This window comes from Arthrobacter sp. 05T423, assembly GCF_056396245.1.
This window is the reverse complement of the sequence record NZ_JBFTLC010000003.1, coordinates 42,539-66,507: the sequence shown is the minus strand read 5'-3', so window position 1 is coordinate 66,507 and position 23,969 is coordinate 42,539. Positions and strand designations below refer to the sequence as shown.

The 23,969-nt window shown below is 68.0% G+C and carries 25 protein-coding genes; 6 read left to right on the top strand and 19 right to left on the bottom strand.

Translation table 11 applies throughout. The annotated features are described in order from the left end of the window. Positions 1–2 precede the first annotated feature (2 nt). Positions 3–1,049: an iron ABC transporter substrate-binding protein gene (locus AC1DFE_RS04125; protein ID WP_476904640.1), complete on the bottom strand. Its 1,047-nt coding sequence runs from the start codon at positions 1,047–1,049 to the stop codon at positions 3–5. 138 nt (positions 1,050–1,187) lie between these two features. Beyond that, on the bottom strand, positions 1,188–2,486 hold the full coding sequence (locus tag AC1DFE_RS04120; protein WP_476904639.1) for a glycoside hydrolase family 76 protein: 1,299 nt from the start codon (positions 2,484–2,486) through the stop codon (positions 1,188–1,190). Positions 2,487–2,628: 142 nt separating this feature from the next. Between AC1DFE_RS04120 and AC1DFE_RS04115 the strand changes: the two genes are divergently transcribed. Further along, positions 2,629–3,447, top strand: a complete 819-nt coding sequence (locus tag AC1DFE_RS04115; RefSeq protein WP_476904638.1) for an SDR family NAD(P)-dependent oxidoreductase — start codon at positions 2,629–2,631, stop codon at positions 3,445–3,447. 47 nt (positions 3,448–3,494) lie between these two features. Then, positions 3,495–4,709 carry an acyl-CoA dehydrogenase family protein gene (locus AC1DFE_RS04110; protein ID WP_476904765.1) on the top strand — a complete coding sequence of 405 codons (1,215 nt, stop codon included), beginning with the start codon at positions 3,495–3,497 and terminating at the stop codon, positions 4,707–4,709. 96 nt (positions 4,710–4,805) lie between these two features. On the opposite strand, the gene AC1DFE_RS04105 is transcribed toward AC1DFE_RS04110, so the two are convergent. Continuing rightward, entirely contained in the window at positions 4,806–5,624 is an 819-nt protein-coding gene (locus AC1DFE_RS04105; RefSeq protein ID WP_476904637.1) for a DUF1684 domain-containing protein, read from the bottom strand. A 168-nt stretch (positions 5,625–5,792) separates the two neighbouring features. Here AC1DFE_RS04105 and ppc point away from each other — a divergent pair, with 168 nt between their 5' ends. Continuing rightward, positions 5,793–8,603, top strand: a complete 2,811-nt coding sequence (ppc, locus tag AC1DFE_RS04100; protein ID WP_476904636.1) for a phosphoenolpyruvate carboxylase — start codon at positions 5,793–5,795, stop codon at positions 8,601–8,603. Between the two features lie 169 nt (positions 8,604–8,772). Here the strand turns inward: ppc and AC1DFE_RS04095 are convergent, their stop codons facing one another. Genes AC1DFE_RS04095 through AC1DFE_RS04085 form a run of 3 tightly spaced genes read right to left on the bottom strand, consistent with a single transcriptional unit; the run spans position 8,773 to position 11,819 of the window. Further along, positions 8,773–9,570: an ABC transporter ATP-binding protein gene (locus tag AC1DFE_RS04095; RefSeq protein ID WP_476904635.1), complete on the bottom strand. Its 798-nt coding sequence runs from the start codon at positions 9,568–9,570 to the stop codon at positions 8,773–8,775. Then, the gene (locus AC1DFE_RS04090) at positions 9,563–10,693 is read right to left on the bottom strand and encodes a FecCD family ABC transporter permease (protein WP_476904634.1); all 1,131 of its coding nucleotides are present in this window, start codon (positions 10,691–10,693) and stop codon (positions 9,563–9,565) included. The genes AC1DFE_RS04095 and AC1DFE_RS04090 overlap by 8 nt, the downstream gene beginning before the upstream one ends. After that, positions 10,686–11,819, bottom strand: coding sequence for an ABC transporter substrate-binding protein (locus tag AC1DFE_RS04085; RefSeq protein WP_476904633.1), 1,134 nt, complete (start codon positions 11,817–11,819; stop codon positions 10,686–10,688). Before AC1DFE_RS04085 ends, AC1DFE_RS04090 begins: the two co-directional genes overlap by 8 nt. A gap of 169 nt (positions 11,820–11,988) precedes the next feature. On the opposite strand from AC1DFE_RS04085, the gene AC1DFE_RS04080 reads away from it, so the two are divergent. Next, complete coding sequence (locus tag AC1DFE_RS04080) at positions 11,989–12,762, top strand: DUF6390 family protein (RefSeq protein ID WP_476904632.1); 774 nt, start codon at positions 11,989–11,991, stop codon at positions 12,760–12,762. Positions 12,763–12,801: 39 nt separating this feature from the next. On the opposite strand, the gene AC1DFE_RS04075 is transcribed toward AC1DFE_RS04080, so the two are convergent. The 12 genes from AC1DFE_RS04075 to AC1DFE_RS04020 form a co-directional block, all read right to left on the bottom strand. Next, positions 12,802–12,981 carry a hypothetical protein gene (locus AC1DFE_RS04075; protein ID WP_476904631.1) on the bottom strand — a complete coding sequence of 60 codons (180 nt, stop codon included), beginning with the start codon at positions 12,979–12,981 and terminating at the stop codon, positions 12,802–12,804. Between the two features lie 171 nt (positions 12,982–13,152). Further along, the gene (locus tag AC1DFE_RS04070; protein WP_476904630.1) at positions 13,153–13,458 is read right to left on the bottom strand and encodes a HypC/HybG/HupF family hydrogenase formation chaperone; all 306 of its coding nucleotides are present in this window, start codon (positions 13,456–13,458) and stop codon (positions 13,153–13,155) included. A gap of 14 nt (positions 13,459–13,472) precedes the next feature. Then, entirely contained in the window at positions 13,473–14,018 is a 546-nt protein-coding gene (locus AC1DFE_RS04065) for a hydrogenase maturation protease (RefSeq protein ID WP_476904629.1), read from the bottom strand. Next, positions 14,015–14,134, bottom strand: coding sequence for a DUF6893 family small protein (locus AC1DFE_RS04060; protein WP_373427236.1), 120 nt, complete (start codon positions 14,132–14,134; stop codon positions 14,015–14,017). The genes AC1DFE_RS04065 and AC1DFE_RS04060 overlap by 4 nt, the downstream gene beginning before the upstream one ends. After that, complete coding sequence (locus AC1DFE_RS04055; RefSeq protein WP_476904628.1) at positions 14,134–15,501, bottom strand: hypothetical protein; 1,368 nt, start codon at positions 15,499–15,501, stop codon at positions 14,134–14,136. The genes AC1DFE_RS04060 and AC1DFE_RS04055 overlap by 1 nt, the downstream gene beginning before the upstream one ends. Beyond that, positions 15,498–16,151, bottom strand: coding sequence for a DUF6084 family protein (locus AC1DFE_RS04050; protein WP_476904627.1), 654 nt, complete (start codon positions 16,149–16,151; stop codon positions 15,498–15,500). The genes AC1DFE_RS04055 and AC1DFE_RS04050 overlap by 4 nt, the downstream gene beginning before the upstream one ends. Then, positions 16,148–16,888 carry a DUF5947 family protein gene (locus tag AC1DFE_RS04045; protein ID WP_476904626.1) on the bottom strand — a complete coding sequence of 247 codons (741 nt, stop codon included), beginning with the start codon at positions 16,886–16,888 and terminating at the stop codon, positions 16,148–16,150. The genes AC1DFE_RS04050 and AC1DFE_RS04045 overlap by 4 nt, the downstream gene beginning before the upstream one ends. A 1-nt stretch (position 16,889) precedes the next feature. Then, positions 16,890–18,077 (bottom strand): NifU family protein, encoded by a 1,188-nt coding sequence (locus tag AC1DFE_RS04040; protein WP_476904625.1) that lies wholly within the window; start codon positions 18,075–18,077, stop codon positions 16,890–16,892. 3 nt (positions 18,078–18,080) lie between these two features. Then, positions 18,081–19,874 carry a nickel-dependent hydrogenase large subunit gene (locus tag AC1DFE_RS04035; RefSeq protein ID WP_476904624.1) on the bottom strand — a complete coding sequence of 598 codons (1,794 nt, stop codon included), beginning with the start codon at positions 19,872–19,874 and terminating at the stop codon, positions 18,081–18,083. Positions 19,875–19,902: 28 nt separating this feature from the next. Next, a complete protein-coding gene (locus AC1DFE_RS04030) occupies positions 19,903–20,961 on the bottom strand; it encodes an NADH-quinone oxidoreductase subunit B family protein (RefSeq protein WP_476904623.1) in 1,059 nt (352 codons plus the stop codon). Between the two features lie 29 nt (positions 20,962–20,990). Then, a complete protein-coding gene (gene hypB, locus AC1DFE_RS04025; RefSeq protein WP_476904622.1) occupies positions 20,991–21,917 on the bottom strand; it encodes a hydrogenase nickel incorporation protein HypB in 927 nt (308 codons plus the stop codon). A 3-nt stretch (positions 21,918–21,920) separates the two neighbouring features. Next, positions 21,921–22,250 (bottom strand): hydrogenase maturation nickel metallochaperone HypA/HybF, encoded by a 330-nt coding sequence (locus tag AC1DFE_RS04020; protein ID WP_476904621.1) that lies wholly within the window; start codon positions 22,248–22,250, stop codon positions 21,921–21,923. A 174-nt stretch (positions 22,251–22,424) separates the two neighbouring features. Between AC1DFE_RS04020 and AC1DFE_RS04015 the strand changes: the two genes are divergently transcribed. Next, entirely contained in the window at positions 22,425–22,730 is a 306-nt protein-coding gene (locus AC1DFE_RS04015; RefSeq protein ID WP_476904620.1) for a hypothetical protein, read from the top strand. 11 nt (positions 22,731–22,741) lie between these two features. Here the strand turns inward: AC1DFE_RS04015 and AC1DFE_RS04010 are convergent, their stop codons facing one another. Beyond that, the gene (locus AC1DFE_RS04010; protein ID WP_476904619.1) at positions 22,742–23,371 is read right to left on the bottom strand and encodes a DedA family protein; all 630 of its coding nucleotides are present in this window, start codon (positions 23,369–23,371) and stop codon (positions 22,742–22,744) included. Between the two features lie 65 nt (positions 23,372–23,436). Here AC1DFE_RS04010 and AC1DFE_RS04005 point away from each other — a divergent pair, with 65 nt between their 5' ends. Further along, positions 23,437–23,964, top strand: a complete 528-nt coding sequence (locus tag AC1DFE_RS04005) for an O-acetyl-ADP-ribose deacetylase (protein ID WP_476904618.1) — start codon at positions 23,437–23,439, stop codon at positions 23,962–23,964. Positions 23,965–23,969 lie beyond the last annotated feature (5 nt).

Below are 23,969 nucleotides of genomic sequence, written 5' to 3'. Positions count from 1 at the left end.
AATTACAGCAGTCCTGCCTTGGTCATGAGCTCGGTGACCTTCGCGGAGTTCAGCTTGGCGGGGTCCACGGTGGGGGCCTCGAGATCCTTGATGGGAACCAGCTTTTCGTTGGCGGGGACGCCGGACGCGATGGCGTATTCGAAGGAGGTGCCCTTCTGGAGGATTTCCTGGCCCTTCTTGCCGGTGATGAACTTCAGGAAGGCCTGGGCGTTGTCAGCGTTCTTCGAGGACTTCAGCACGCCGCCGCCGGAGACGGACAGGAACGCGCCCGGGTCCTGGTTCTTGAAGTAGTACGGCGTGACGTTCTTGGAGTTCTCGCCCGTCTTCGCCTGGTCGCCGTAGTAGTAGTAGTGGTAGATCAGCGCGGCGTCGATTTCGCCGGCGTTCACTGCCTTCATGGCCGTGCTGTTGCCCTTGTAGGCGGTGGAATTTTCCTTCATGCCCTTCAGCCAATCCTCGGCAGCGGCCTCGCCCTTGAGCTCTACGAGGGCGGAGACGATGGCCTGGAAGTCGGCGCCGGTGGGGGAGGCGCCCCACTTGCCCTTCCACTCAGGCTTGGCCAGGTCCAGCATGGACTTCGGCAGCTTGTCCTCGGAGATCTTGTTCTTGTCGTACACCAGGACGGTGGAACGGGCGGCAATGCCGGTCCACTTGTTGGTGCTGGGACGGAAATCGGCCGGAACCTGGGCGACGGTGTCCTTGTTGACGTCGGCGAACAGGCCGGCGTTCTCCACCTGCGCCATTGCGGGGGAGTTTTCGGTGAGGAAGACGTCCGCCGGTGAGGCCGCGCCTTCCTGGACGATCTGGTTGGACATCTCGGTGTCGTCACCCTGGCGGAGCGTCACCTTGATGCCGGTTTCAGCGGTAAACGCGTCCACCCATTCCTTGGTGAGGCTTTCGTGCTGGGCGTTGTAGACCGTGATCTCGCCCTTGGAGGCGCCGGCCGAGGACGAGGCGGCCGGAGTGGTGCTGGAGCCGCAGGCGGAGAGGCCCAGGGCTGCGGTGGCGGCGATCGCGATGCCGGCCAGCGCGTTGGTGCGGATCTTCATCGGGTGCTTCTTTCTGCAAAAGTCTGGTGGGCCAGGCCCGTCGTGAGCCGGGGAAGTTAGGGGAAGCTCACTCGAAAAACTGTAGGTTAGCCAAACCTAAGCACCAAGCGACAAGGGCATTAAGTGATGAGGATCACATCAATTACGCAACTGTTGCGTGCCGTAATTCCCGGATCCGTCCGTGCCCGCTGCAGCGGACGCTGCGGCCTCGAGTGCCAGCCAGGCCTGAAGCTGGGTGGAAAGTTCGACGGCGGCGCCCGGCGGATAAGTCTCGGCCGCCGGCCGCCGGGGTTCGGAGGAGAAGACCGGGTCCCCGGCCCGGCCGTGCCGGGCCAGCGGTTCCCCGGCCGCAATCAGCCGCCGGCCGGACCACAGGGCCCCGGCGGTTCCGGTGACCAGCCCGGCGGCAGTGGTCCGGACGTCCTGCGGCAGCCGCCGGTCGGTCGCGGCGAGTGCGAGATAACGGGTGAGGATGCCGGTGAACAATCCACCGTCGCCGGTTCCTTCGCAGCGGAGGACCGTGCTGTCGGCAGGGCGGGGGGTGTTGCCGGGGTCTGTTTCGTTGGCGGGCGTCGTGCTGCCTTCGGCGGCCGGCAGGGTGAGGTGCGTCGCCACTGCCCGCACCACGGTGGCCGCGCGTTCCAGGTTGGCGGTGCCGCCGAGCTCCAGCAGGGCGCCCAGGACCGGGCCCTGGTTGTAGCTGTAGATGGCGTCCTCCAGTACGGTCTCCCCCGTGCTGCGGATCCGGATGCCGTCCAGGTAGAGCCCGCGGGCGGGATCGAACAGCCGCGCATCCAGCCAGTCGAGCAGGGCCTGCGCCTTGGCGGCATTGCCGGTGCGTGCATAGTAGAGCGCCACCGGGGCGGTGGCCGCGGTGTTCTTGAAGTCCCGTTTGGTGCTCCAGAACGTGCCGCCGCCCAGGTCCTCAGTGGATGCCGTGTCGAACTGCAGCGTCAGGCTCTTGCGGATCCTCTCCTGCCGTCGGGGGCTGGGCCGGCGGCCCGCCTCGGCCAGCCGTTCCAGCCGGAGTGTGGACAGGGCCAGCCAGGCCATGTCGTCGTAGTAATGGTTGACGAACGTCAGGAAGTTCCGCAGCCGGATGCCGGTGACCAGCCGCGAAGCGAGCTGGCCCGCGCTGGGTCGGGTGCCGCCGTCGAACTTTTCCGGCTGCCTGCCCGCCCTCCCCAGTTCGCGCAAACCCGCGTCCACCAGGCAGTCGAGGTAATGCGCCTGCCACCAGTAGTGCCACGGGCGGCGGAGATTCTCGATGCGGCCGGAGGGGCGGGCGGTGGCTGCGATGTGCGTCCCGGGCAGGAAGTACAGCCGCTGGCCGAACAGGTGCGTCACCGACCTTGCGGCCACATCGGCCCGCTCTGCCCAGTTCGTTGCGGAGCCGGGGAGGGCGTTCGGTGTGGCGTCGGCATCTGGCTGGGTCATGCGGCCAGCCTAGCGAACCGGCAGCCTGACGAAAGCTGCGGCGCAGGGTGCATCCACCGCCCATTTCAGTTAACATTCACTAACTAATGTTCGCGGCCTGAATCCGGACCCGCGTCAACCGGTTCCGCATCAAGGAGGATGTATGGACATCGAAGGTTCCGTCGCGCTGATCAGTGGCGGCGCATCAGGACTGGGCGCGGCCACGGCCCGGCGGCTGTTCGACGCGGGAGCTTCGGTGGTTCTCGCCGACCTTGGCTCCTCGGCCGGTGCCGCCTACGCCGACGAGCTGAACGCGCGTGGTGCGAGGAATGGTGTAGGCCGCGCGACGGCAGTCCCCAAGGCGGTTTTCGTCCCCGCGGACGTGACCAGCGAGGAGCAGGTGCAGGCCGCCGTCGACGCCGCCGTCGGTCTGGGACCATTGCGGATCGTGGTGAACTGTGCTGGCATCGCCACACCGGGCAAGGTCCTGGGGCGCGACGGCGTGCTGCCGCTGGAGGCCTTCCAGCGCGTCATCCAGGTCAACCTGGTGGGGACGTTCAACGTGGTCCGGCTGGCTGCCGCCGCGATGGCCGCCACCGAGCCCGCTGTCACCGAGCTGGGCGGGGAGGAGCGCGGCGTCATCATCAATACCGCCTCGGTGGCCGCGTTTGACGGGCAGATCGGCCAGCCTGCCTACGCTGCATCGAAGGGCGGCGTGGCCGCCATGACCCTGCCGCTGGCCCGCGAACTCGCGCGGTCGCTGATCCGTGTGGTGACCATTGCGCCCGGCATTTTCGAGACCCCGATGATGGCCGGCCTGCCGCAGGAGGCGCAGGAGTCACTGGGCCGGCAGGTGCCGCACCCGTCCCGCTTGGGCCGTCCCGCCGAGTACGCCAATCTCGCCGCGCACATCGTGGAGAACGCCATGCTCAACGGCGAAACCATCCGCCTCGACGGCGCCATCCGGATGGGCCCAAAGTGAGCGGCACCCAAGTGCGTGGCACCCAACTGGGCAGCACAACGCCGGCGATGCCCGCCGTCGACACCCTGCCCACCGCAGACTTTTTCGGCTACGAGTCGTTGCTCAGCGCCCCCGAGCAGCGGAAGCTGGGCGAGCTTCGGGAGTTCCTGGCCGCGGAGATCGCGCCGTATGCGGGGGACTGGTGGAACAAGGCCGAATTCCCGGCGCACATCCTCCCCAAGCTCGCCGCCTTGGAGCTCAGCACGCCGGCACAGCGCGGCTACAGCCACCTTTTCGCCGGGCTGGTGATCGCGGAAATGACGCGCGTTGACACCTCCATCGCCACATTTTTCCTGGTCCACCACGACCTCTTCGTCGAGTCGCTCTACCGGTTCGGGTCCGAGGACCAGCGGAGCCGGTACCTCGATGACGCCTCCAACCTCAGGACCACCGGGGCGTTTGCCCTGACCGAACCGGATCACGGCTCGGACGTGGCCGGCGGCATGGAGACCCGGGCGCGCCGGATATCGAGTATCACCGGAGAAGCCGACGACGGCGGCGACTGCTGGGTGCTGAACGGCGCCAAGCGGTGGATCGGCAACGGGACGTTCTGCGACTACCTGCTGGTGTGGGCGCGGGACGAGGCCGGCGGCGCGGTCCGCGGCTTCATCGTGGACGCGAGCCTGCCTGGGGTGAGCCGGAGCCGGATCGAGAACAAGATCGCCCTGCGCACCGTGCAGAACGCTGACATCGTGTTCGAGGACGTGCGCGTTTCCGAGGCCGACCGCTTTGCCGGCATCGGCAGTTTCGAGGACACCAACGAACTGCTCCGCGGTTCACGCATCATGGTTGCCTGGCAGGCGGTGGGGCAGCAGCTGGCGGCGTTCGACGTCACCCGGCAGTACGCCGTCGAACGCCAGCAGTTCGGCCGTCCGCTGGCGCGGTTCCAGCTCATCCAGCAGCAGCTGGTGTCCATGCTGGGCAACGCCGTGGCGAGCATGGGCATGATGGCCCGGATCGCGCAGCTGCAGGAGCACCGGCAGTTGCAGGAGCACGGCGCCGGGATGGCGCAGGTGGCGCTGGCCAAGTCCTACACGTCGGCGAGGATGCGCGAAACCGTGGCGATGGGCCGGTCCATTCTGGGCGGCAACGGCATCGTGACGGACTACCGGATGGCCAAGATTTTCGCCGACGCCGAGGCCATCTACACCTACGAGGGCTCGTACGAGGTCAACGTGCTCATCGTCGGGCGGGCAGTCACGGGCGTCTCGGCAATCGCCTGAGCTTCCTCCCAAGCCAAGAGCGGAGCGCGAACTGGCAGGTAATGCCCGCAAATCTCCTTTTTGAGGGTATTACCTGCCAGTTCGCGCTTGGCGGGCTCAGGAAGCGGGCTGTTTCTCGCCGGCTTCGATCCGGGCGTCGAGGCTGTTGTTTTTCACCGGCATGGGGCAGGTGCCGTAGGGCGTGAAAGCGCTGGGATAGTTGATGGCGCGGTTGAAGTCCAGGACCACGGAGCCGTCCGGCCGGGGGCGGGCGGTGGACACCTTGCGCCACTCGTCGGTCGTTTCGCCGTTCGTCTCGTCGTGGAACGTGACCGTTAATGCGCCGAGCTTCTCCGCCTCGGCATGGAGCCGGTACTCGTGGTCCTTGCCGGGCAGCCTGAACACCAGCTCGCCCACGCTGCGGTGCACCCCGTCCACCAGCGGGTTGGCCGTGGAAATGGGCACATCAACGGGCTCGGGGTAGGCCTCGAACCTGGCCTGGACCGCAAGGTCGGGCCGGTAATCAAAGGTGGGCACGCCGTCGAAATCGGTGAACACCGGCGACTGGGAATCCCGGGTGCGGATCGCATACCTGTCCGCGCGCATCGCCAGCTCCACCACCACCTGCCGGCCGTCCGCGCCGCCGAACTGCACCCACATGAGCGACTCCTCGTCGGCGAGCCGCGCCGTGACTGTCCCGTCCACTGGCTCCCCGGTCTCCACGAACGTCAGCCCGTCGGACGCCGCGGCGGTGAGCGTCGCCGTCGTGCTGTCCGCCGACCACAGCCCGGGGACGAGGTCGACGGCGGCCGGCCGGCTTTCCAGCCACTGGAACGACGTGAGTGTGAGCCAGCCGTGTTCGGCTGCGAGTGCTGTGTTGCGGCCTTTACGGAAGCGGAGCCAGCGCTCCACCTGGGCGTTTGCTGCGGTGCTCATCTGTCCTGCATACAGCGACCGGCCGCTCCGGTTCAAGGCCGCGACAACATCTGAGACATATTCCCGGCTGCCGCCGGCTGCGGGTAACATCCCATAGGAACAGTAACCCGGCTCACAGTATCCAGCGCAGTGTACGAGCCAAAGTCGAACACTCGAAAGATAGTTTCCATGGCTGACACTGCAATGAATTCAGAAACAGATCTCGCCGCCGAACTCCGCGCGGACGTGCGCCGAGTCTCCACCTTGCTGGGCGAGTCCCTGGTCCGCCAGCACGGCCCCGAACTCCTTGAGCTGGTGGAGCAGGTGCGCCTGCTCACCAAGGAATCCAAGGAAGCCGCCCGTGGCGGCGCGGACGCGACGGGCCCGTGGAGCGCGCAGGACGTCGTCGCCCAGGTCCGCGAGCTGCTCGCCTCCCTGCCGCTAGAGCAGGCGACCGACCTGGTCCGTGCCTTCGCCTTCTACTTCCACCTCGCCAACGCTGCCGAACAGGTCCACCGGGTCCGCGGCCTGCGCACGCGGCAGGAGAAGGAAGGCTGGCTGGCGAAGGCTGTCGAGGACATCGCGGGGCAGGCCGGCCCGGCGGTGCTGCAGGAAGTCGTCAACGAACTGGATGTTCGCCCGGTCTTCACCGCGCACCCCACCGAGGCCTCCCGCCGTTCCGTGCTGGACAAGATCCGCAAGCTCTCGGATGTCCTGGCCAAGCCCACTGAGGAAGGCACCAGCGCACGGCGCCGGCAGGACCGCCAGCTCTCGGAAATGATTGACCAGATGTGGCAGACGGACGAGCTCCGCCAAGTCCGGCCCACTCCGGTGGACGAGGCCCGCAACGCCATCTACTATCTCAACAGCATCCTGACGGACGCGCTGCCGGAGATGCTCACGGATTTCTCGGAACTCCTCGGCCAGCACGGCGTCTCGCTTCCGGCGCAGAACGCCCCAATCCGGTTTGGGTCCTGGATCGGCGGAGACCGGGACGGCAACCCCAACGTCACCGCGGCCGTCACCCACGAAATCCTGCAGCTCCAGAACCAGAACGCGGTGCGGATCAGCATCGCCATGATCGACGAGCTCATCTCGATCCTGTCCAACTCCACGGCCCTCGCCGGCGCGGACCAGGCCCTCCTCGATTCGATCGACGCCGACCTCGCGAAGCTGCCCGGCCTGGACCGCCGCATCCTGGAACTCAACGGCCAGGAGCCCTACCGGCTGAAGCTGACCTGCATCAAGGCCAAGCTCATCAACACCGGCAAGCGGGTCGCCGCGGAATCGAAGCACCAGCCGGGGCGCGACTACACCTCCACCGAGGAACTGATCGGCGAACTCGAGCTGCTGGAACTGTCCCTTCGCAACCACTCGGCGTCCCTCGTCGCGGATGGCGCCCTGGCACGCGTCCGCCGCGCGATCGCCTCCTTCGGCCTCCACCTTGCCACCCTCGACATCCGCGAGCACGCCGATCACCACCATGACGCCGTCGGACAGCTCATGGACCGCCTCGGCGGTCCCGGCATCCGCTATGCAGAACTGACCCGGGGCGAGCGCCTCGAGGTCCTGAGCGCGGAGCTCGCGTCCCGCCGTCCGCTGTCCGGCCACCCGATCAAGCTCGACGGCGCCGCTGACGGGACGTACGACGTCTTCCGTGAGATCCGCCGCGCCCTGCGCACGTACGGTCCGGACGTCATCGAGACCTACATCATTTCCATGACCCGCGGAGCCGACGATGTTCTGGCCGCGGCGGTCCTGGCACGCGAGGCAGGCCTGGTCAGCCTTTTCGGCGACGCCCCGTACGCCAAGATCGGTTTCGCGCCGCTGCTGGAGACCGTCGAGGAGCTGCGTGCCTCGGCTGAGATCGTGGACCAGCTGCTGTCCGACCCCTCCTACCGCGAGCTGGTCCGGCTGCGCGGGGATGTCCAGGAAGTCATGCTCGGCTACTCGGACTCCAACAAGGAATCCGGCGTGATGACCAGCCAGTGGGAAATCCACAAGACCCAGCGCAAGCTGCGCGACATCGCCACGAAGCACGGCGTCCGCGTGCGCCTGTTCCACGGCCGCGGCGGTTCGGTGGGCCGCGGCGGCGGACCCACCTACGACGCCATCATGGCGCAGCCGAACGGCGTCCTTGAGGGCGAAATCAAGTTCACCGAACAGGGTGAGGTCATCTCGGACAAGTACTCCCTGCCGGAGCTTGCCCGCGAAAACCTGGAACTGTCCCTTGCGGCCGTTTTGCAGGGCTCGGCACTGCACCGGACCCCGCGCACGTCGGACGACCAGCGCGAGCGGTTCGGTCACGTCATGGAGACCATCTCCGACGCCGCGTTTGCCCGCTACCGCAGCCTCATCGACCACCCGGACCTGCCCGCGTACTTCCTGGCCTCGACGCCGGTGGAGCAGCTCGGTTCGCTGAACATTGGCTCCCGCCCGTCCAAGCGCCCGGATTCCGGTGCTGGGCTCGGCGGCCTGCGCGCCATCCCGTGGGTGTTCGGCTGGACCCAGTCTCGGCAGATCGTGCCGGGCTGGTTCGGCGTCGGCTCCGGGCTGAAGGCAGCACGGGACGCAGGCAACTCGGCGCAGCTCGTGGAGATGATGCATGGCTGGCACTTCTTCCGCTCTGTGCTGTCCAACGTGGAGATGACCCTCGCCAAGACGGACATGGAGATCGCGGGATACTACGTGGACACCCTTGTCCCGGTGGAGCTGCACCACCTCTTCCGCGCCATCCGCGAGGAATATGAACTCACCGTCGCCGAGATCCAGAACCTCACCGGTGAGAACGTGCTCCTGGATGCCCAGCCCACGCTGAAGCGGTCCCTGGAAATCCGCGACCAGTACCTCGACCCGATCAGCTACCTCCAGGTGGAACTGCTCCGCCGTGTCCGTGCCGAGGGTGCCAGCATTTCCGGCGCCGAGATCGACGAGCGCCTGCAGCGGGCCATGCTCATCACCGTCAACGGTGTAGCTGCAGGCCTCCGCAACACCGGATAACCCGTACTGCCCCCAACGCTCTCTCACCTTTCACCGGTTTTTCCCCAACGCTCTCTCACTCCCGTGGGAGAGCGTTGGGGTTTGGGCGGCGGGATGTGAGAGAGCGTCCCGGAAAAGCCGCAGGACGTGAGAGAGCGTTGGTGGAATTGTTGCGAAAAGTGAGAGTGCGTCAGTTGCCGTAGTGCACCACGATGGTCCGGCGGGTCGTGCTGTTGTTGGGCGAGTCGGGCGAGTCGGAGGAGTCAGGGGTGTCAGGGGAGTCGGCCCCGTCGTCGGAGTAGGCCAGGGTGCTTACGCGCACCCCGTACAGGGCCGACAGCTCGGCGTCGGTGAGGAGCTCCGCGGCCGGCCCGGTCCGCACGCTGCCAGAGCCCAGCAGGACCACGCGGTCGGCCAGGTGCAGGGCATGGTCCGGATGGTGGGTGCTCAGGAGCAGGGCCATGCCACCGGCCATCAGTTCCCGCAACAATGTCAGGACGCGTGCCTGGTTCTTGAGGTCCAGGCCGGTGGCGGGCTCGTCCAGCACCAGGATGGGCGAGCCGGCGGCGATGGCCCGGGCGATCAGCACCAGCTGCTGTTCGCCGCCACTGAGCGTGGGGAAACGCCGGTCCCGCAGTCCTGCTGCGCCCACCCGCTCCATCGCCTCCAGTGCCGCGCTGCGGTCCGAGGGCCCGGGCGTCCGGAACACGCCGACATGCCGTGCCCGCCCCATCAGGACCATGTCCAGCGCCCGGTAGGCAAAGGCGCTGCCGTGGGCCTGCGGAACGTAGCCTGCGCTCTCGCTCCGCCGCACGGCTCCCTCCTGCGGGTCCAGCAGACCGGCCGCACAGCGCACCAGCGTGGTCTTGCCGCTGCCGTTCGGGCCCAGCACGGCGGTGGCGGTTCCCGGCGGCACGTTGAAGCTGACGCCGCGGAACACCCAGTCCCGGGGCGAGTATCCAAAGCCCACGCCGTCGAGTTCAAGCACTGTCCCAGACCTTGTCCCGGTTCCGGCGCAGGAGCAGGAAGAACACGGGGGCCCCGATCAGCGCCGTGAGGACGCCCAGCGGGATCTCCCCGGCGGTGGCGGTGCGGGCGATGGTGTCCACCAGGACGATGTAGGCGCCGCCGAGCAGGAAGGACACGGGCAGGAGGACGCGGTGGTCCGGTCCCACCCACATCCGGGCCAGGTGCGGGATCACCAGGCCCACCCAGCTGACAGCGCCGCTGACCGCCACGGCCCCGGCCACCATCAGCGCCACGGCCACGAGCACCACCCAGCGGAGCGGGCGCGGGCGCACACCCAGGGCCGCCGCGTCCTCGTCGCCGAGGGACAGCACGTTGATCCGCCAGCGCAGGGCCAGGAGGACGGCGGCTCCGCCGAGGACGGGGACCACGGCCACCGCGACTTTGGCGAAGGTGGCCGTGGACACGCTGCCCAGCAGCCAGAAAACGATGGCGGGCAGCGTGGTGTTGGGGTCCGCAATGTACGTCACCAGCGCGACCAGGGCCGAGAAGAAGGACCCGGTGACCACTCCGCCGAGCACGATCATGAGCATCGGCGTCCCGGCGCGGCCCGAGGTGATCAGGAGAAGGGTCCCAAGGGCCAGCAGCCCGCACGCAAAGGAGCCGCCAACCAGGAGGAACGGGCCCAGCGCGAGCAGCAGTGCCAGGGCACCGCCGAAGGATGCGCCGGCGGAGACGCCGATGATTTCGGGGCTGACCAGGGGGTTGCGGAAAATCGCCTGCAGGGCCGCGCCGCCGATCGCCAGGCCGCCGCCCACCAGCAAAGCGAGCAGGACCCGCGGCAGCCGGACCAGCAGCACCACGTTTTGTTCAGTGCCGCTAGCCTGGATCGGGATCGGAGCGAGCTGTCCGGTCAGGATCTGGACCACGTGGTCCAGCGGCACGCTGTACCGCCCCACCGCCATTGCCAGCAACGCCACCGCGGCGAGGAAGCCGGCACTGAGGGCGACGGGAACGACGACGGCGGGCTCCCGCCGTCGTCCCAGCGCGTCCCTCCCGGCCGAGGCCGGACCCGCCCGGGGCAGTGCCGGCCGCGCCGGCCGGACCCGCCTTCCCAGGCGCGGAGCACCGGCCTCATCAAGCATTGAACTGCCGGTAGTTGGCGGACTGTCCGTTCTCCGTGGTCCAGAGAATCTTGTCCAGTTCACCGTCCGTGAGTTCGTGGTTGTACAGGAACCTGAAGTATTCGGAGGCCTTGCTCCGCACCGCCGACTTCTCCTGCGGGAAGGCGACGTCGCCGAGCCAGTGCCACATCAGCGGCGACTCCTGCCCGGGCGGATCCCAGCGGTAGCCGCCCAGCGGGACCTTGTACACGCGCCTCGAGCGGACCGCGGATACTGTCTGCCACACCGGGTCCGAGTAGACGTCCTGCGGCATGGCGGCGTCGAAGTTGCCCAACAGGATGACCTCGGGGTCCCAGCGCAGGACCTGTTCGATGTCCACGCCCACCATCCCGGAACCGGACAGCGGATCCTTGCCGGTTGGCGGGTTTGAGCCTCCCACTAACTTGATGTAGAAGTCGTTGTAACTGTTGGCGCCGGCAACTTTGAGCCCGCCCGTGAAGCGGTTGAAGTAAAGGATGCCCGGACCTTTGGATGCGCGCCCGGCCGCCAGTGACTTGACCTCGGCAAGCTCCTGGTCGCTGCGTGTTTTGAGCTCGGCGGCACGTTCGGGCTTGCCCAGCATGGCGGCGAACATGGCCGCCCACGCGTCCACATCCTCCTGCGTGCCGGAGTTTTTCAACCCCAGAACCTGAAGTCCGGCCTTCTCCAGCGGCTCGATGAGCTGCGCGTCCGACCATTGGACCACCACGTCCGGGTTGAGGGCCCGGATGCTCTCGACGTTGGCCGTGAAGTCCTGGGTGGCGATGTCGTGCGGGAGGTCCAGGGCAGCGGGAAACATGGCGCCCATGATCCCGTCGCGCATGGCCACCCACGAGGCGTTGTGCATGGCCGTGAGGTGGTCTGCGCTGCGGTCCACGGCGACCAGCAGGGACGCCGAGGGCATCGGGATGGTCACCACCCGGGCCACCGGCCGGGCAAAGGACAGGGTTCTGCCGCGCTGGTCCGTGAGGCTGATGCCGTTGGGGCTGCCAGCAGGGGACGACGGCGGGGCGGTCCCGGATGCGCCGCATCCGGCCAGCAGGGCGGCGGAGCCGCCTGAAATGAACGCCTGAAGGGCGGTGCGGCGGTTGAGGTCTGCGGCTGTCATCGTTGACTCCCTGCGCGTGGGTCTTCACAGCATCCGCTTCCCGAGCAGGGCTGTCAACGCCTTCGCCGGCCGTCCAGAACTGCCGGCTGCGGCCCGCCCCCCGCGGTCCCTTGCCCGTGCCATGGCCCGGTGCTACTTTCAGAAGACGCTCGCAGAAGGTGGCCACGGGATGGTTATCGATGGTGCCCAGTTGTTCGTCCGCTATGCCTATCCGCCCAATTCGCGGGGCAGCTGCGGGCCGCCGGACAGTGACGCCCTGCTGCACTACGGGCAGTCCGGCGTCACGGACCAGGGGCTGCGCGAACTCGCCAAGGGCTTTGCCGGAGCCTGGCCCTATCTCGAACTGATCGCCGGGTCGCACGGCATTGCCGACCCGCTGGACGCCCGCGTGGTGGAGGCCTATTGGGTGGGCAACGGCCTGCTGGATTCCGTCGGCATCATGAACATCGGCAATTCGATGGAGGAGCGCTTCCGGGCACGCACCGGACGGCAGTTCCCGCACCTGGTGGAAGGCGTGCTGGCGGGCGGCGTCCCGCACCACAGTTTCCACGTGTTCGAGATCTACCCGTGGCTGGGCCTGCTCCGCGATGAACGGCGGCACGCCACCGCCCTGAACGTGCTGGACCGGTGCCGGATACGTTGGGGGCAGGTGGTCGCTATTACTGGGGACGACGCCGTCGTGAGGTCCCGGCCCCTTGTCTGGGACGGCACGGCCCTGGACATCGGCGAACCCGCGGTGGAGTCGGCCAAGTTCGCCGTGAACGGAACCGGCTTTGTGGACGGGCTCGCAGTGGGCGACGTCGTCTCACTCCACTGGGACTGGGTGTGTGACCGCCTGTCCGCCCACCAGCTGCAGCAGCTCAAGCACTTTACGGCCCGGCACCTGCGGATTGCCAACAGCGGCGTCGAGCACCGCGGCGCGGCCATAGCGCTCGAACACTAGCGCCCGAACATTAGGGCTCGAACACCAGCCAGCGGCTGCCTACGGCGACTGCGGCGCCGCGCCGTCGGGATGCTCGGGGGTCTTGACCGCGGTGGCGTCCCGGGCGGACGACTCGCCGGCCGGCCGGCCGGCCGGAGATTCGTCGGTTCCGGTGTGCTCGCGCCCGGCCTCCGTGCCCTCCTCCTTGATGACGTCCTCGCCCCTGCGATTGATGCTCACGCCAACGTCGGCGGGAGCCTGCGCCGCATCCTCCGGGGTTTCGTCCGCGCCGGGCTGGGCGGGTTCCTTCAGCGGCGGTTCGCTGCCGAAGGCCCGCGCTGTGCCTGGTGCCGTGCCCGAGGCGCCGCCGTTTTCGGTACCCTGGGCGCCGCCCGTTGCCTCGTCGGCGGGTCAGGCTGGTTCGTGGGTGACATGATGCTCTCCTTGTGGTGGTTGTGCCGGCTGGTGGCCGGTCCCGGTGTCCGCCGGGCGGCCCATCAGTTCCAGTCCTTCCATGGCCTGTTCCGCCCCCGCGGCGTCCACGCGTTCCAGCGCGAAGCCCATGTGGATCAGGACCCAGGTACCGGGTTCCAGTGGACCGTCATCCAGCAGGCCGATGTTGATCTTCCGCTCCACTCCGGCCACATCCACGAGGGCGAGCTGACCGCCGTAGCCTTCGAGGAGTTCAATGACCCTGCCGGGGATTCCGAGGCACATGTATGGACACCGCCTTAGCTTGGAGTGGGGGAATGCTGGCCGAGCAGGGATCCGACGGCGGCAGCGGCCCTGGGCACCGCCGCAGCCACCACTGCCGAGAGTCCGATGCCCTCGGACAAGTCGGCGGGGACGCAGCCCACCACATACGTGGCCGGCAGGCTGCCGCCCATGGTCCGGAGCCGGCCCAGCACGGCCGCCGGGTCCATGCCGTGGGGATCAACGGCCCTGCCGTCCAGGTCTGCCGCGCCGACCCGCAGCACCCGGATGCCGCCGGGGGCCGAGTCCGCGTCAGCGGGCACGGTGTCCACGAGGACCAGCATGCCGACGCCGGCCAGGAGGTCGTAGGCCAGGTGCATGCCGCGGATGCCGTAGTCAACCACGCGGACGCCGGGGCCCAGCGGCTGCGGATGGGCGGCCAGATGCCGCGCCACCTCGGGACCGAAGCCGTCGTCGTGCAGGAACATGTTCCCCACGCCGGCCACGAGGACGCCGCCGGCGCGCTCGGCGGCGCGCTCGCCGATACTGTAGGGGGTTGCCGCGGCCCTGCTGGCGGCGGTCACATCCGCCGCACTTTCATGTACCGCCGGATATCCGGAACTGCGCGGATGCCGACGTATATGCCCCAGAGGGCCATCGCTGCCAGCACGGAAACAGTGGCCATTCCTATTGCCTTCATTACGGGTTTTCCTTTCCCTCCAGCGGTTCCAGCTCGTCGGGGGCGTAGTAGAAGGACCGGCCGTAGCCCTCAAGGAGGTCGGCCGCCGGATCCTGCTCGAGGACGAGCCCGACGTGGGTGCTGCCGTCCACGTCGAAATGCACGCTGGTGACACGCCCGGTCTGCCCGCTGAAGAACAGGTCCTGCGCGTCGGCGCGCCTCTTCGGGTGCACGCGCACTCGGCTGCCGCGCGCCACCGCGACGCCGCTGATCATGACGGCGTCCTCGTCAGGCCGGACGCTTGCCTCTGCCTCCGGATTCCACCAGGGCACCTCCTCGCCGGCTGCCGCCCATGTTTCGGCCGGTTCCGGGGCGAACGCGTGCGGGTTCCGCAGGACACCGTGCAGCTGCTGGAGTTCCTCCGGGGACATCGCCTCGCAGCGGTCGATGACGGCGGCGGCCCGCGGGTCCGTCGCGCGCGCCTCAACCTTTTCGTCGTCGGTCAGGGTCAGTACCCGCAACGTGAGGATCTCGTCGATCTCGGTGGAGTCGTACAGCGCCACCGAACTCTCCGGGGCGACGGCGGGGTGGTCGTACAGAATGATGGGCGAGATCAGGAGCACGTCGGTCTGGCCTTCGGGACCGGCCAGCACGGGCCAGCAGCGGTGCTGGGAACACAGCCCTGCCGCCGGCTGCGCCCACGCCGGCGGGTCCAGCAGCGAGACGAAATCCCCGTCCCGCACGGAGAGCAACATGTGTGCCCCGATGAAGGAGGCCGCAGTGGCGTCCTGCCGGTTCCCGGCCGGCAGGGGACCGGCCGTGTTTGCCGCGGTGACGCGGAGTCGCAGTGGCCCGCCGGAATCTTCGGTGGCGTTGAGCCGCAGTTCACCCCGGAGAGCACGACGGCGGCGCACCAGTCGCCCGCCCGGCCTCCCGGCGCCGTCCTTGAGTTCCTGGATGTCGAGGCCTTCCGCGACTTCCACGGGCAGGATCTGCCCGGCCCGGAGCTGGGCCGCGGAGAAGGGGCCGAACACTGCCTCCTGCTCGACGGCCTCGTCCCAGCTCAGCCAGTTCGCACCGCCCACGGCGAGGCTGGCGACGGCAGTGAACCCGCCGCCGTCGTCCGCCTTTTCGGCGGTGCGGGTCTGCAGCTGCAGGAAGCGGAGGTGGATTTCAAGCCCAGCCTGCGCCCCGGGGTTCAGCAGGCAGTCTGCGGACATTGACGGTTCCTCCCCGCTGCCGTCCTCCGCCGCCCCCTTGGGACCCAGGATCCCGAACTGCCAGCGGGCCTGGTTCTTCTGGGCTGACGCACGGTAGGGGTAGAGAAGGTAGCCCTCGTAGAGGACGGCATCGGCGACGGCCCGGGCAAGGGCCAGGCTGGTGTTCATGGCCGCTCCCCGGAAATGTCGGCGATGGCGTGGTCGAGCAGCTTCTCCACCGCGGCTTCCCACGACGTGAGGCCGCGCGAGGACCGGTACCGGGCGAGCGCGGCCAGGACGTCGCGGTCCAGGCGGATCCATCCCGCATTGGGGAAATACTGGTCCATCAGGCTGCGCCAGGCGGCGACGGGCAGCTTATAGGTCGCTTCAAGGTCCCACGGCACTTGTTCCACGGTGAACCCCGTCTGCCCCCTGGTGAACACGGTGCCGGAGAACAGCAATTCCAGGGGTATCTCGCCGCCGCGCAGGGCATGCAGGTATTTGGCGGCGGCCACGTCGAAATCAAACGTGCAGGGCAGCGGGAGGTCCGCCTCGGTGCTGCCCGTGAAGCCCTGCACCATGGTGCTGCACTGCATCCAGACGAACGACTTGAGCGTGGTGGGCCAGCGTCCGCGGTCGCCGAAGAGGTCCAGCAGGCCGGCCTCCTCCTCCGGCGCGTAGCCGCGGCGCTGCGGCAGGATCCGGACCTGGCAGCGCAGAGCCACGGCGTGCACCACGGCTCCGGTGGCCTCCGTCAGCTGCAGCCGGGCCGTCAGCTGCGGGGCGGCGGCATAGGGTTCCGGCCGGATCTCCAGTACGGCGAAGGACAGTTCGGTCACCGGAAACCTCCCGTGCCGGATGCTGTGGTGCCGGACGCGCCGCTGCCGGAATCGGCCGCCGCCGGGACGCTGCGGCGGGCGACCCGTTCGAAGAAGGCGGCGAGCTCATCGCGTGCCTCCTGGCCGCCGTCGAACCCCCGCCAGAGGCGGCGCAGCCTGCCCACCAGCTCGTAGCAGGCGTCCACCGGAACGAGGTGGCAGTCAGCGGCGGGCCTGCCCGGACCCGGACCGCGGATCAGCAGCGCCTCGGTGTCCGGCGCCGCGAGGCCGAGGGACGGGTTGCGGGCCAGCACACCGTCCCAGGCGTCAAGGGGCAGTTCCGACTCCGTGGCCCCCGCCGGGCCCGGGTAGAACGCCACCGTTCGGCCCAGTTTGGAACTTCGGAAGAAGAACGCCAGGCCAACGGGAATCTCGAGTTCGTCCCACTGCCCCGGGCCGAGATCGAAGCCGGGGAAGGAGAGGTAGCGGTCCGGCACCGAGCGGTAGCGCATATGGGCGGTCGCATCGGTAAAGAGGAGGTAGCAGGGCCGGCAGGTGCACAGCATCGCGTGGCTCTCCAGGTCCACCACGTGCTGGTGTGCGTCGGGAATCGGTTCGCCGCACATTTCGCAGCATTCCCCGGCGGCGGGAGCGGGCCGGTTCGCGGAAATCCGCCGCAGTAAGGCCACCGGCAAGGCGCCGTTGGCCTGGCCGGTTCCCGGGCCCCGCCCTGTACCTCCTCCGTTCTTCACGTTCATTTCAGCGGTCCTGTCCTGCCGCCGCCTGCAGCTCCGGGGCCATGGCCGCTGCCGGTGCAACGGCCGCCTCGGAGGCCGGCGGCATGGACACCGGCATGGACACCGCGGCCGCAGGTGCTGCAGCAGCGGCCGGGGCCGCCGGTTCAGGGACGGAACTCAGCCCAGCGGGTGTGACCAGCGGGAGAGCCTGCACCGGCGTCACCTCGGCAGGGGCCACCGGTACGGCTGCAACCGGCAACGGTGCGGACTGCGCGGACACCGTCGGGACCGCCACGGACATCACTCCGTTCCGGACCAGCAGGGGAAGGGGCTCAAGGTGCAGCTCCTTGTCCTCGAGGCAGGCGCCGGCCCGCCGCACGTCAAAGTGGCCGCGGCAGGTGGGGCAGGTGAGCAGGCCGCCGCCAACCGGTGCCGCGAGGGCGCGCTGCAGAACGGCACCGGCCATGGAGCCTGTGCAGCGCGGGCAGTAGTCACGGTAGGCGTAGATGTCCTGCCCGGTACGGCAGGCCAGCACCGGGTAGCCACCGACGAGGAAACCCGCCACCTCGCCGGCTTCGAGCCCGGCGATCTCCGGAATCGGTTCCCACGTGCCGCCGGTCATGTCGTGCCACGATTCGGCGGGAGTTCCGCCCGCCGGGTTGTTGATCCGGACCAGCAGCGAGTCCACCGGGATCAGCGCCGGCGAGCCCGCCTGCTTTTCCGCTTCGACGACGTCGATGGCCGTCACCTCCGGTGCGGCGTCCTGGATGGCCTCCTCAACGGCGTACTTGAGGGTGACGGACGACGACGGGCAGCCCTGGCAGGTGCCCAGCAGCTTGAGCCGCACCACGCCGTCGGGGCTGATGCCTTCCAGTTCAACATCGCCGCCGTGGGAGCCCAGGTAGGGCCGGACGCTGTCCAGCGCCGCGGCCACCCGCGCCTCCATCGAGTGGGGGTGCAGCCCGTGGATCACCAGGAGGCCAGCCACCAGGCTGTCGGCTGTCAGCGCCTCCAGCGTGACGTCGTCGAGCTTTCCCTGGGCCTGAAGAATCTCCATGATCCGTTGCAGCCCTGCACCGTAAAGGTCCGTCACCTGACGGACCAGGTCCTCCGCCCGGCCGCGGGCCACGGCCCCGCCCGCACCGAGGGCGTCAAGGAGTGTGCCGATCTGGTCGCCGTTCTGCAGCGGCGGCCGGTCCCCGGCGGGCATGGCCTACTCGCCGGTCAGGGTTTGGGTGGGGGAGTGCAGCATGTCCAGCGTCTGCCCGTTGCCCAGGTACATGTGGACACCGCAGGGCAGGCAGGGGTCGAAGCTGCGGACGGTGCGCATGATGTCGATGCCTTTGAAGTGCTCCCGGTCGTTCTCCTCGAAGATCGGCTGCCCCTGGACCGCGTCCTCGTAGGGGCCGGCCACGCCGTTGGAGTCGGTGGGGCTGGCATTCCACGGGGTGGGCGGGTAAGGGTGGTAGTTGGCGATCTTGCCGTCGCGGATCACCATGTGGTGGGACAGGACGCCGCGGACCGCTTCGGTGAAGCCACAGCCGATGCCTTCGTCGGGGACCTCGAAGGTTTCCCACGTCTTGGTGCGGCCGGCCCGGATCTCCTCGAGGGCCTTTTCCGCAAAGTGCAGCGCAGCGGCCGCGGCGTAGGCCTGGAAGTAGGTGCGGGCGCGGTTGCGTTCAAGTGTGTTGCTCCACTGCGGGATGTTCCACTCGAAAGTTACGGGCCCCTTCAGTGCGGTCTTGGGCAGGTTGATCTGGACACTCGTGCCGGTGGCCTTGAGGTAGCCGATGTCCACGAGGCCGGCGAGCGCCGTAGCCCAGAGGCGGGCCAGCGGGCCGCCGCCGGTGTCCAGGGCGAGGTTGTCCTGGCCGTCGAACCAGCGCGGGGACATGACCCAGCTGTACTTCTCCGAGAGGTCGCGCTTCTGCGGCCGGGGGTTGGTGTGCTGGTTCCACGGATGCCTGCGGTCCACGGGGTTGCCCAGGGGATCGTGGGTGACGAACATTTCCTGGTCTTCCCAGTCGTCGTAGTACGAGGAGCCGAGCATGATCCGCAGGCCCAGGTTGATGCGCACCAGGTCGGTGGTGACCAGCTTCCCGTCCACCACGACGCCCGGGGTGACGAACATCTTCCGGCCCCACTCGGTCATGTCCTTGTACTCGAAGTTGCAGTAGTCCGGATCCTGCAGCGATCCCCAGCAGCCCAGCAGCGTCCGCCGCAGCCCAACCTGCTCATAGCCCGGCAGCGCCTCGTAGAAGAAGTCGAACAGGTCGTCGTGCATCGGGACGACCTTCTTCATGAATTCGACGTAGCGCATGAGCCGGGTGAGGTAGTCCGTCATCAGCTGGATGGTGGCCACCGTTCCCACGCCGCCCGGATAGAGCGTGGAGGGGTGCACATGGCGGCCCTCCATGAGGCAGAACATTTCACGGGTGGCGCGGCTGACCTGCAGCGCTTCCCGGTAGAACTCTCCGGTGAAGGGATTCAGCGAGCGCATGATGTCGGCGATGGTCCGGTAGCCGTGGTCGCCCTCGTGAGGTGCCCTGGTGTTCTCGGCCTTGGCCAGGACGCCCGGGTTGGTTTCGGAGACCATCCTTTCGCAGTAGTCCACGCCGACGAGGTTTTCCTGGAAGATGTTGTGGTCGAACATGTACTCGGCGGCTTCGCCCAGGTTGACGATCCATTCGCCCAGGTTTGGGGGCTTGACGCCGTAGGCCATGTTTTGTGTGTAGCAGGAGCATGTGGCGTGGTTGTCGCCGCAGATTCCGCAGATGCGGCTGGTGATGAAGTGGGCGTCCCTGGGGTCCTTGCCTTTCATGAAGAGGGAGTAGCCGCGGAAGATCGAGGAAGTGCTCTTGCATTCCACGACCTGGTTGTTCTCGAAGTCGATCTTGGTATAGATGCCGAGGCTGCCGACGATCCTGGTGATGGGGTCCCAGTTCATTTCCACCAGGTTGTTGTTACCCGTTCCGCTTCCGGAACCCATGGGAATTGTGGACGTCATTGTCTTCGCCTGTCTGGAATTGGGTGGTTTACCAGGTGCGCCGGGCCCCGGTGAGGAGCTCGGGTCCGGGCCGGCGCCATCTGGGCTCCTGGTCCAGGGTGTGCGTCGTGATGCCCCGCAGGGTCCGGATGGCGGAGCCGTAGGGCCGGATGGTGCTGGTGGAAAGCTTGCCGCCGGGAGGCTCATCCATGAAGGGCATGAACTTGTCCGGGAAGCCCGGCATGGTGCAGCCGATGCAGATGCCGCCGACGTTGGGGCAGCCGCCAATGCCGTTCATCCAGCCGCGCTTGGGCACGTTGCACTTCACCACGGGGCCCCAGCAGCCGAGCTTGACGATGCACTTGGGGGAGCCGTACTCGGTGGCGAAGTCGCCCTGCTCGTAATAGCCGGCCCGGTCGCAGCCCTCGTGGACTGTCTTGCCGAACAGCCACGTGGGACGGAGAGCCTCATCCAGCGGAATCATCGGAGCCTGCCCGGTGGCCTGGTACAGCAGGTACGTCATGGTTTCGGAGAGGTTGTCCGGCTGGATCGGGCAGCCGGGTACGCACACGATGGGAATGCCTGCCTTGGACTTCCAGTCGTAGCCGAGGTAGTCCGGCACGCCCATGGCGCCTGTCGGGTTGCCGGCCATGGCGTGGATGCCGCCGTAGGTGGCGCAGGTTCCGGCGGCGATGATGGCGGTGGCCTTGGGTGCCAGGCGGTCCAGCCATTCGCTGGTGGTGATGGGCTGGCCGGTCTCCAGGTCGTTGCCGAACCCGCACCAGTAGCCGCCGGGGTCATGGAGTTTCTCGTTGGGGATGGATCCCTCGACCACCAGCACGAACGGTTCCAGTTCGCCCCGGTCCGCCTTGCGGAACCATTCCAGGAAATCGTCGGCCCCTTCCTGCGGGCCGCACTCGAAGTCAATCAGTGGCCAGTGCATGGCAATTTTAGGCAGGCCGGGCAGCGCCCCGAGGGCGATTTCCTCGACGCTCGGCTGCGTGGCCGCCGTCAGGGCGACCGAGTCGCCGTCACAACTGAGCCCTGCGTTGATCCACAGAACGTGGATGAGGGCTTCTTCGGCCTTGAGGGAAGTTTCCGTAGGCATCGTTGCCTCTTTCAGTGCCCCTGCGGGGCTCAGTGTGCTTTTGTCAGGGAGCCGGCCAGCGGAACTGACCCGGCTGTCCTGGAGGTGGGCGCCGCCGCTTGGGAGGTGGCGCCGTCGAGCCAGCCGTACCAGGCGGCGAGGCCTTCGCCGGTGGTGGCTGAGAGGGTGAGGAATTCTGCCCGCGGATTGATCTGCCGGATGCGGCGCAGGCACTCGTCGACGTCGAAATCGACGTAGGGGAGCAGGTCCGACTTGTTGACGATCACGAGGTCGGCTGCCATGAACATGTGCGGGTATTTCTGGGGTTTGTCATCACCTTCCGTTACCGAGACGATCACCACCTTGGCTGTTTCGCCGAGGTCAAAAAGCGCAGGGCAGACTAGGTTGCCCACATTTTCGATGAAGACCGTGGATCCCGGCTCCGGGGACAGCGCATCAAGGCCGTGCCGCAGCATGTCGGCGTCGAGATGGCAGCCGGCGCCGGTGTTGATCTGGATGACGGGGCGCCCGGTGGCGCGGATGCGGTCCGCGTCGAGGGACGTCTCCTGGTCCCCCTCGATGACGCCTGCGTTCAGGCGCCCGCCGAGTTCCGTCAGGGTGCGCACCAGGAGGGTGGTCTTGCCGGCACCCGGTGAACTCATGACGTTGAAGGCGCGGATGCCCCGGCCGGCAAGCCAGCCGCGGTTCGTGGCCGCCAGGAGGTCGTTCTTGGCCAGCAGGTTCTGCTCGAGCGGGATGGTCTCTGTGCCCGGTGCCGCATGGTGACCGTTCGCATGGGAGTCGGCATGCTCGTGGGTGTTGGCGTGCTCATGGGAGTCGGCATGCTCGTGGGTGTATGTGCGCCCGTGCTCATCAGTATGGCTGTGCAGGTGCCCCTGCCCGGGTGTTTGCAGTTCTCCTGCGAGGCTTGAGATGCGGGTGCCGGCCTCGTCGCCGCAGCCGCACGTTGTACACATGTCCTATGCCACCTCCACGGACATCAGCATGAGTTCGCGGCCGCTGAGGACTTCGACGTCCGCACTTCCGCAAGGGCACAGCAGGATGAGATCGGTCAGGGTGAATTCGTCCTGGCAGCTGCGGCACCGGCCCCGGCCCTGCGGTTCATCGATCTGCAGCCGCGCGCCGGCCAGCGGGGTGCCGGCCGTTGCCACGTCAAAACAAAAGCGCACGGCATCGGCCAGTACGCCGGACAGGGGACCGATCATCAGGTTGACCGCAGTGACCGGCCGTTCGCCTGTGCGGTTGAGAACGGCGTCGACAAGGCTTTGCGTGATGGAGAGTTCGTGCATAATCGCGCCCCTTTTTGCCAAGATAGGCTCGCGCCAGACAAAACGCAACCGTCCAGATACTCGCCCGCCGTTCCCCGGCGAGAACGGACAGTTAAGGCCCTGCGGAACCCGGACATTGGGGCGTTAAGGATCCGTTCGCGCGGTGTCTTTCGCACCCGGCGCTAGGGTGGGAGGATGCCGTCCTTCCAGACCAGACTCAAGATCACCGGGCTGAAGCCGGGCAACCCTCCCGAAGCCGTGATGGACGCCGCCGTCGAATCGCTGGGGTCGCGCCACCACGTGGAGTCGCACCAGCTGGAACTGGTCGGCGGGGTGCCGCAGCTGAACCTGCGGTTCCTCGTGGAGGCCACCGAATACAACGGTGAGAACAGTGCGGCCCGGGAGTCGGCAGCCGAGATGCGCGACGCCGTCGAACGCGTTGCGCTGACGGGCTCGCTTTCGGTGCTCCGCCGCAGCCGCGGCCGCTGGGCGCCCGTTTAGGGGATTCAGGCTTAGGCGCCCGGACCGGCGGCCTCGCCGGGCTCATCCACCGGGGAGCGGTCGCCGCGCCGGCGGGTCACGATCAGACCCACGACGGCGCCGATCGCCAGGCCGACTGCCACACCGATCAGCGAACTCGCCCAGAAGGGCAGCCCGGTGGCCGAGCCGGTGAAGTAGCCAAGGCCCACGAGCCACGTTGCCCACAGCACCGCTCCGAGGCCGGCGCACAGGCTGAAGCCCCGGGTGGAAACGTCGGCGATGCCTGCGGCGGCAGACGTCGCCAGCCGGCCCCCGGGAATGAACCGGGCACCGATGATGGTGCCGTACGCGGATGACCGGCCCGCCTTGGCGATTGCTTCGTGGATGCCGTGGTGGATTTTCCGGCCCCACGCCCAGCGGTCCAGGATATGGCTCAGCCGGCGCTTGAACAGCTGGAACACCACCATGTCACCCAGCCAAGACGCCGTGGCGGACAGGACGCCCACCAGGAACAGGTTGGCCCGCCCCTCCGCGGACAGGGCGCCACCTGTGATCAGGACCATCTCGGACGGGATGGGCGGAAAAATGGCATCGCCAAGGACAGCGGGAATGATCCAGAAATAGATCGCCGTGCTCCAGGTGTCCGGATTGCCGAAGTCCATCTGCACAAAGTACCGCACACGGAACGGGAACGCGCCGGGCCGGGTGAGAGTGCCACACTGGCTGTATGCGGATTGAGATCGTTGAGGGCGACATCACCGGACGGCCCGTGGACGCGGTGGTCAATGCGGCCAATTCCTCGCTGTTGGGCGGCGGCGGCGTGGACGGAGCGATCCACCGGGCGGCAGGGCCGGAACTGCTGGCGGCCTGCCGCGAGCTGAGGGCAACGACGCTCCAGGACGGGCTGCCGGTGGGTGCTGCCGTGGTAACCCCCGGGTTCGGGCTGCCGGCGCAGTGGGTCATACACACCGTTGGCCCCAACCGCCATGCCGGGCAGACCAACCCGGCACTGCTCGCGTCCTGCTTTACTGAGAGCCTGCGCATTGCCGAGGAGCTGGGGGTCCGTTCGCTGGCCTTTCCCGCGGTGAGCGCGGGGGTCTATGGCTGGGACGCCCGCCAGGTGGCGCAGGTGGCCATCGAGGCCGTCCGTTCCTATGCCGCCCGCTCTGCCGACGGCGGTGTAGAGCTGGTGGAGTTCGTGCTCTTCGGCCCGGAAACTGCGGGGGTCTTCCGCAGTGTCCTCGAAGGTGCCTAGCCGAT

Bases quoted from the DNA above. Each gene is read 5' to 3' on its own strand.
- AC1DFE_RS04125 (WP_476904640.1), bottom strand. From the start codon at position 1,049: ATGAAGATCCGCACCAACGCGCTGGCCGGCATCGCGATCGCCGCCACC.
- AC1DFE_RS04120 (WP_476904639.1), bottom strand. From the start codon at position 2,486: ATGACCCAGCCAGATGCCGACGCCACACCGAACGCCCTCCCCGGCTCC.
- AC1DFE_RS04115 (WP_476904638.1), top strand. From the start codon at position 2,629: ATGGACATCGAAGGTTCCGTCGCGCTGATCAGTGGCGGCGCATCAGGA.
- AC1DFE_RS04110 (WP_476904765.1), top strand. From the start codon at position 3,495: ATGCCCGCCGTCGACACCCTGCCCACCGCAGACTTTTTCGGCTACGAG.
- AC1DFE_RS04105 (WP_476904637.1), bottom strand. From the start codon at position 5,624: ATGAGCACCGCAGCAAACGCCCAGGTGGAGCGCTGGCTCCGCTTCCGT.
- ppc (WP_476904636.1), top strand. From the start codon at position 5,793: ATGGCTGACACTGCAATGAATTCAGAAACAGATCTCGCCGCCGAACTC.
- AC1DFE_RS04090 (WP_476904634.1), bottom strand. From the start codon at position 10,693: ATGCTTGATGAGGCCGGTGCTCCGCGCCTGGGAAGGCGGGTCCGGCCG.
- AC1DFE_RS04085 (WP_476904633.1), bottom strand. From the start codon at position 11,819: ATGACAGCCGCAGACCTCAACCGCCGCACCGCCCTTCAGGCGTTCATT.
- AC1DFE_RS04080 (WP_476904632.1), top strand. From the start codon at position 11,989: ATGGTTATCGATGGTGCCCAGTTGTTCGTCCGCTATGCCTATCCGCCC.
- AC1DFE_RS04070 (WP_476904630.1), bottom strand. From the start codon at position 13,458: ATGTGCCTCGGAATCCCCGGCAGGGTCATTGAACTCCTCGAAGGCTAC.
- AC1DFE_RS04060 (WP_373427236.1), bottom strand. From the start codon at position 14,134: ATGAAGGCAATAGGAATGGCCACTGTTTCCGTGCTGGCAGCGATGGCC.
- AC1DFE_RS04055 (WP_476904628.1), bottom strand. From the start codon at position 15,501: ATGAACACCAGCCTGGCCCTTGCCCGGGCCGTCGCCGATGCCGTCCTC.
- AC1DFE_RS04045 (WP_476904626.1), bottom strand. From the start codon at position 16,888: ATGAACGTGAAGAACGGAGGAGGTACAGGGCGGGGCCCGGGAACCGGC.
- AC1DFE_RS04040 (WP_476904625.1), bottom strand. From the start codon at position 18,077: ATGCCCGCCGGGGACCGGCCGCCGCTGCAGAACGGCGACCAGATCGGC.
- AC1DFE_RS04035 (WP_476904624.1), bottom strand. From the start codon at position 19,874: ATGACGTCCACAATTCCCATGGGTTCCGGAAGCGGAACGGGTAACAAC.
- AC1DFE_RS04030 (WP_476904623.1), bottom strand. From the start codon at position 20,961: ATGCCTACGGAAACTTCCCTCAAGGCCGAAGAAGCCCTCATCCACGTT.
- hypB (WP_476904622.1), bottom strand. From the start codon at position 21,917: ATGTGTACAACGTGCGGCTGCGGCGACGAGGCCGGCACCCGCATCTCA.
- AC1DFE_RS04020 (WP_476904621.1), bottom strand. From the start codon at position 22,250: ATGCACGAACTCTCCATCACGCAAAGCCTTGTCGACGCCGTTCTCAAC.
- AC1DFE_RS04015 (WP_476904620.1), top strand. From the start codon at position 22,425: ATGCCGTCCTTCCAGACCAGACTCAAGATCACCGGGCTGAAGCCGGGC.
- AC1DFE_RS04010 (WP_476904619.1), bottom strand. From the start codon at position 23,371: ATGGACTTCGGCAATCCGGACACCTGGAGCACGGCGATCTATTTCTGG.
- AC1DFE_RS04005 (WP_476904618.1), top strand. From the start codon at position 23,437: ATGCGGATTGAGATCGTTGAGGGCGACATCACCGGACGGCCCGTGGAC.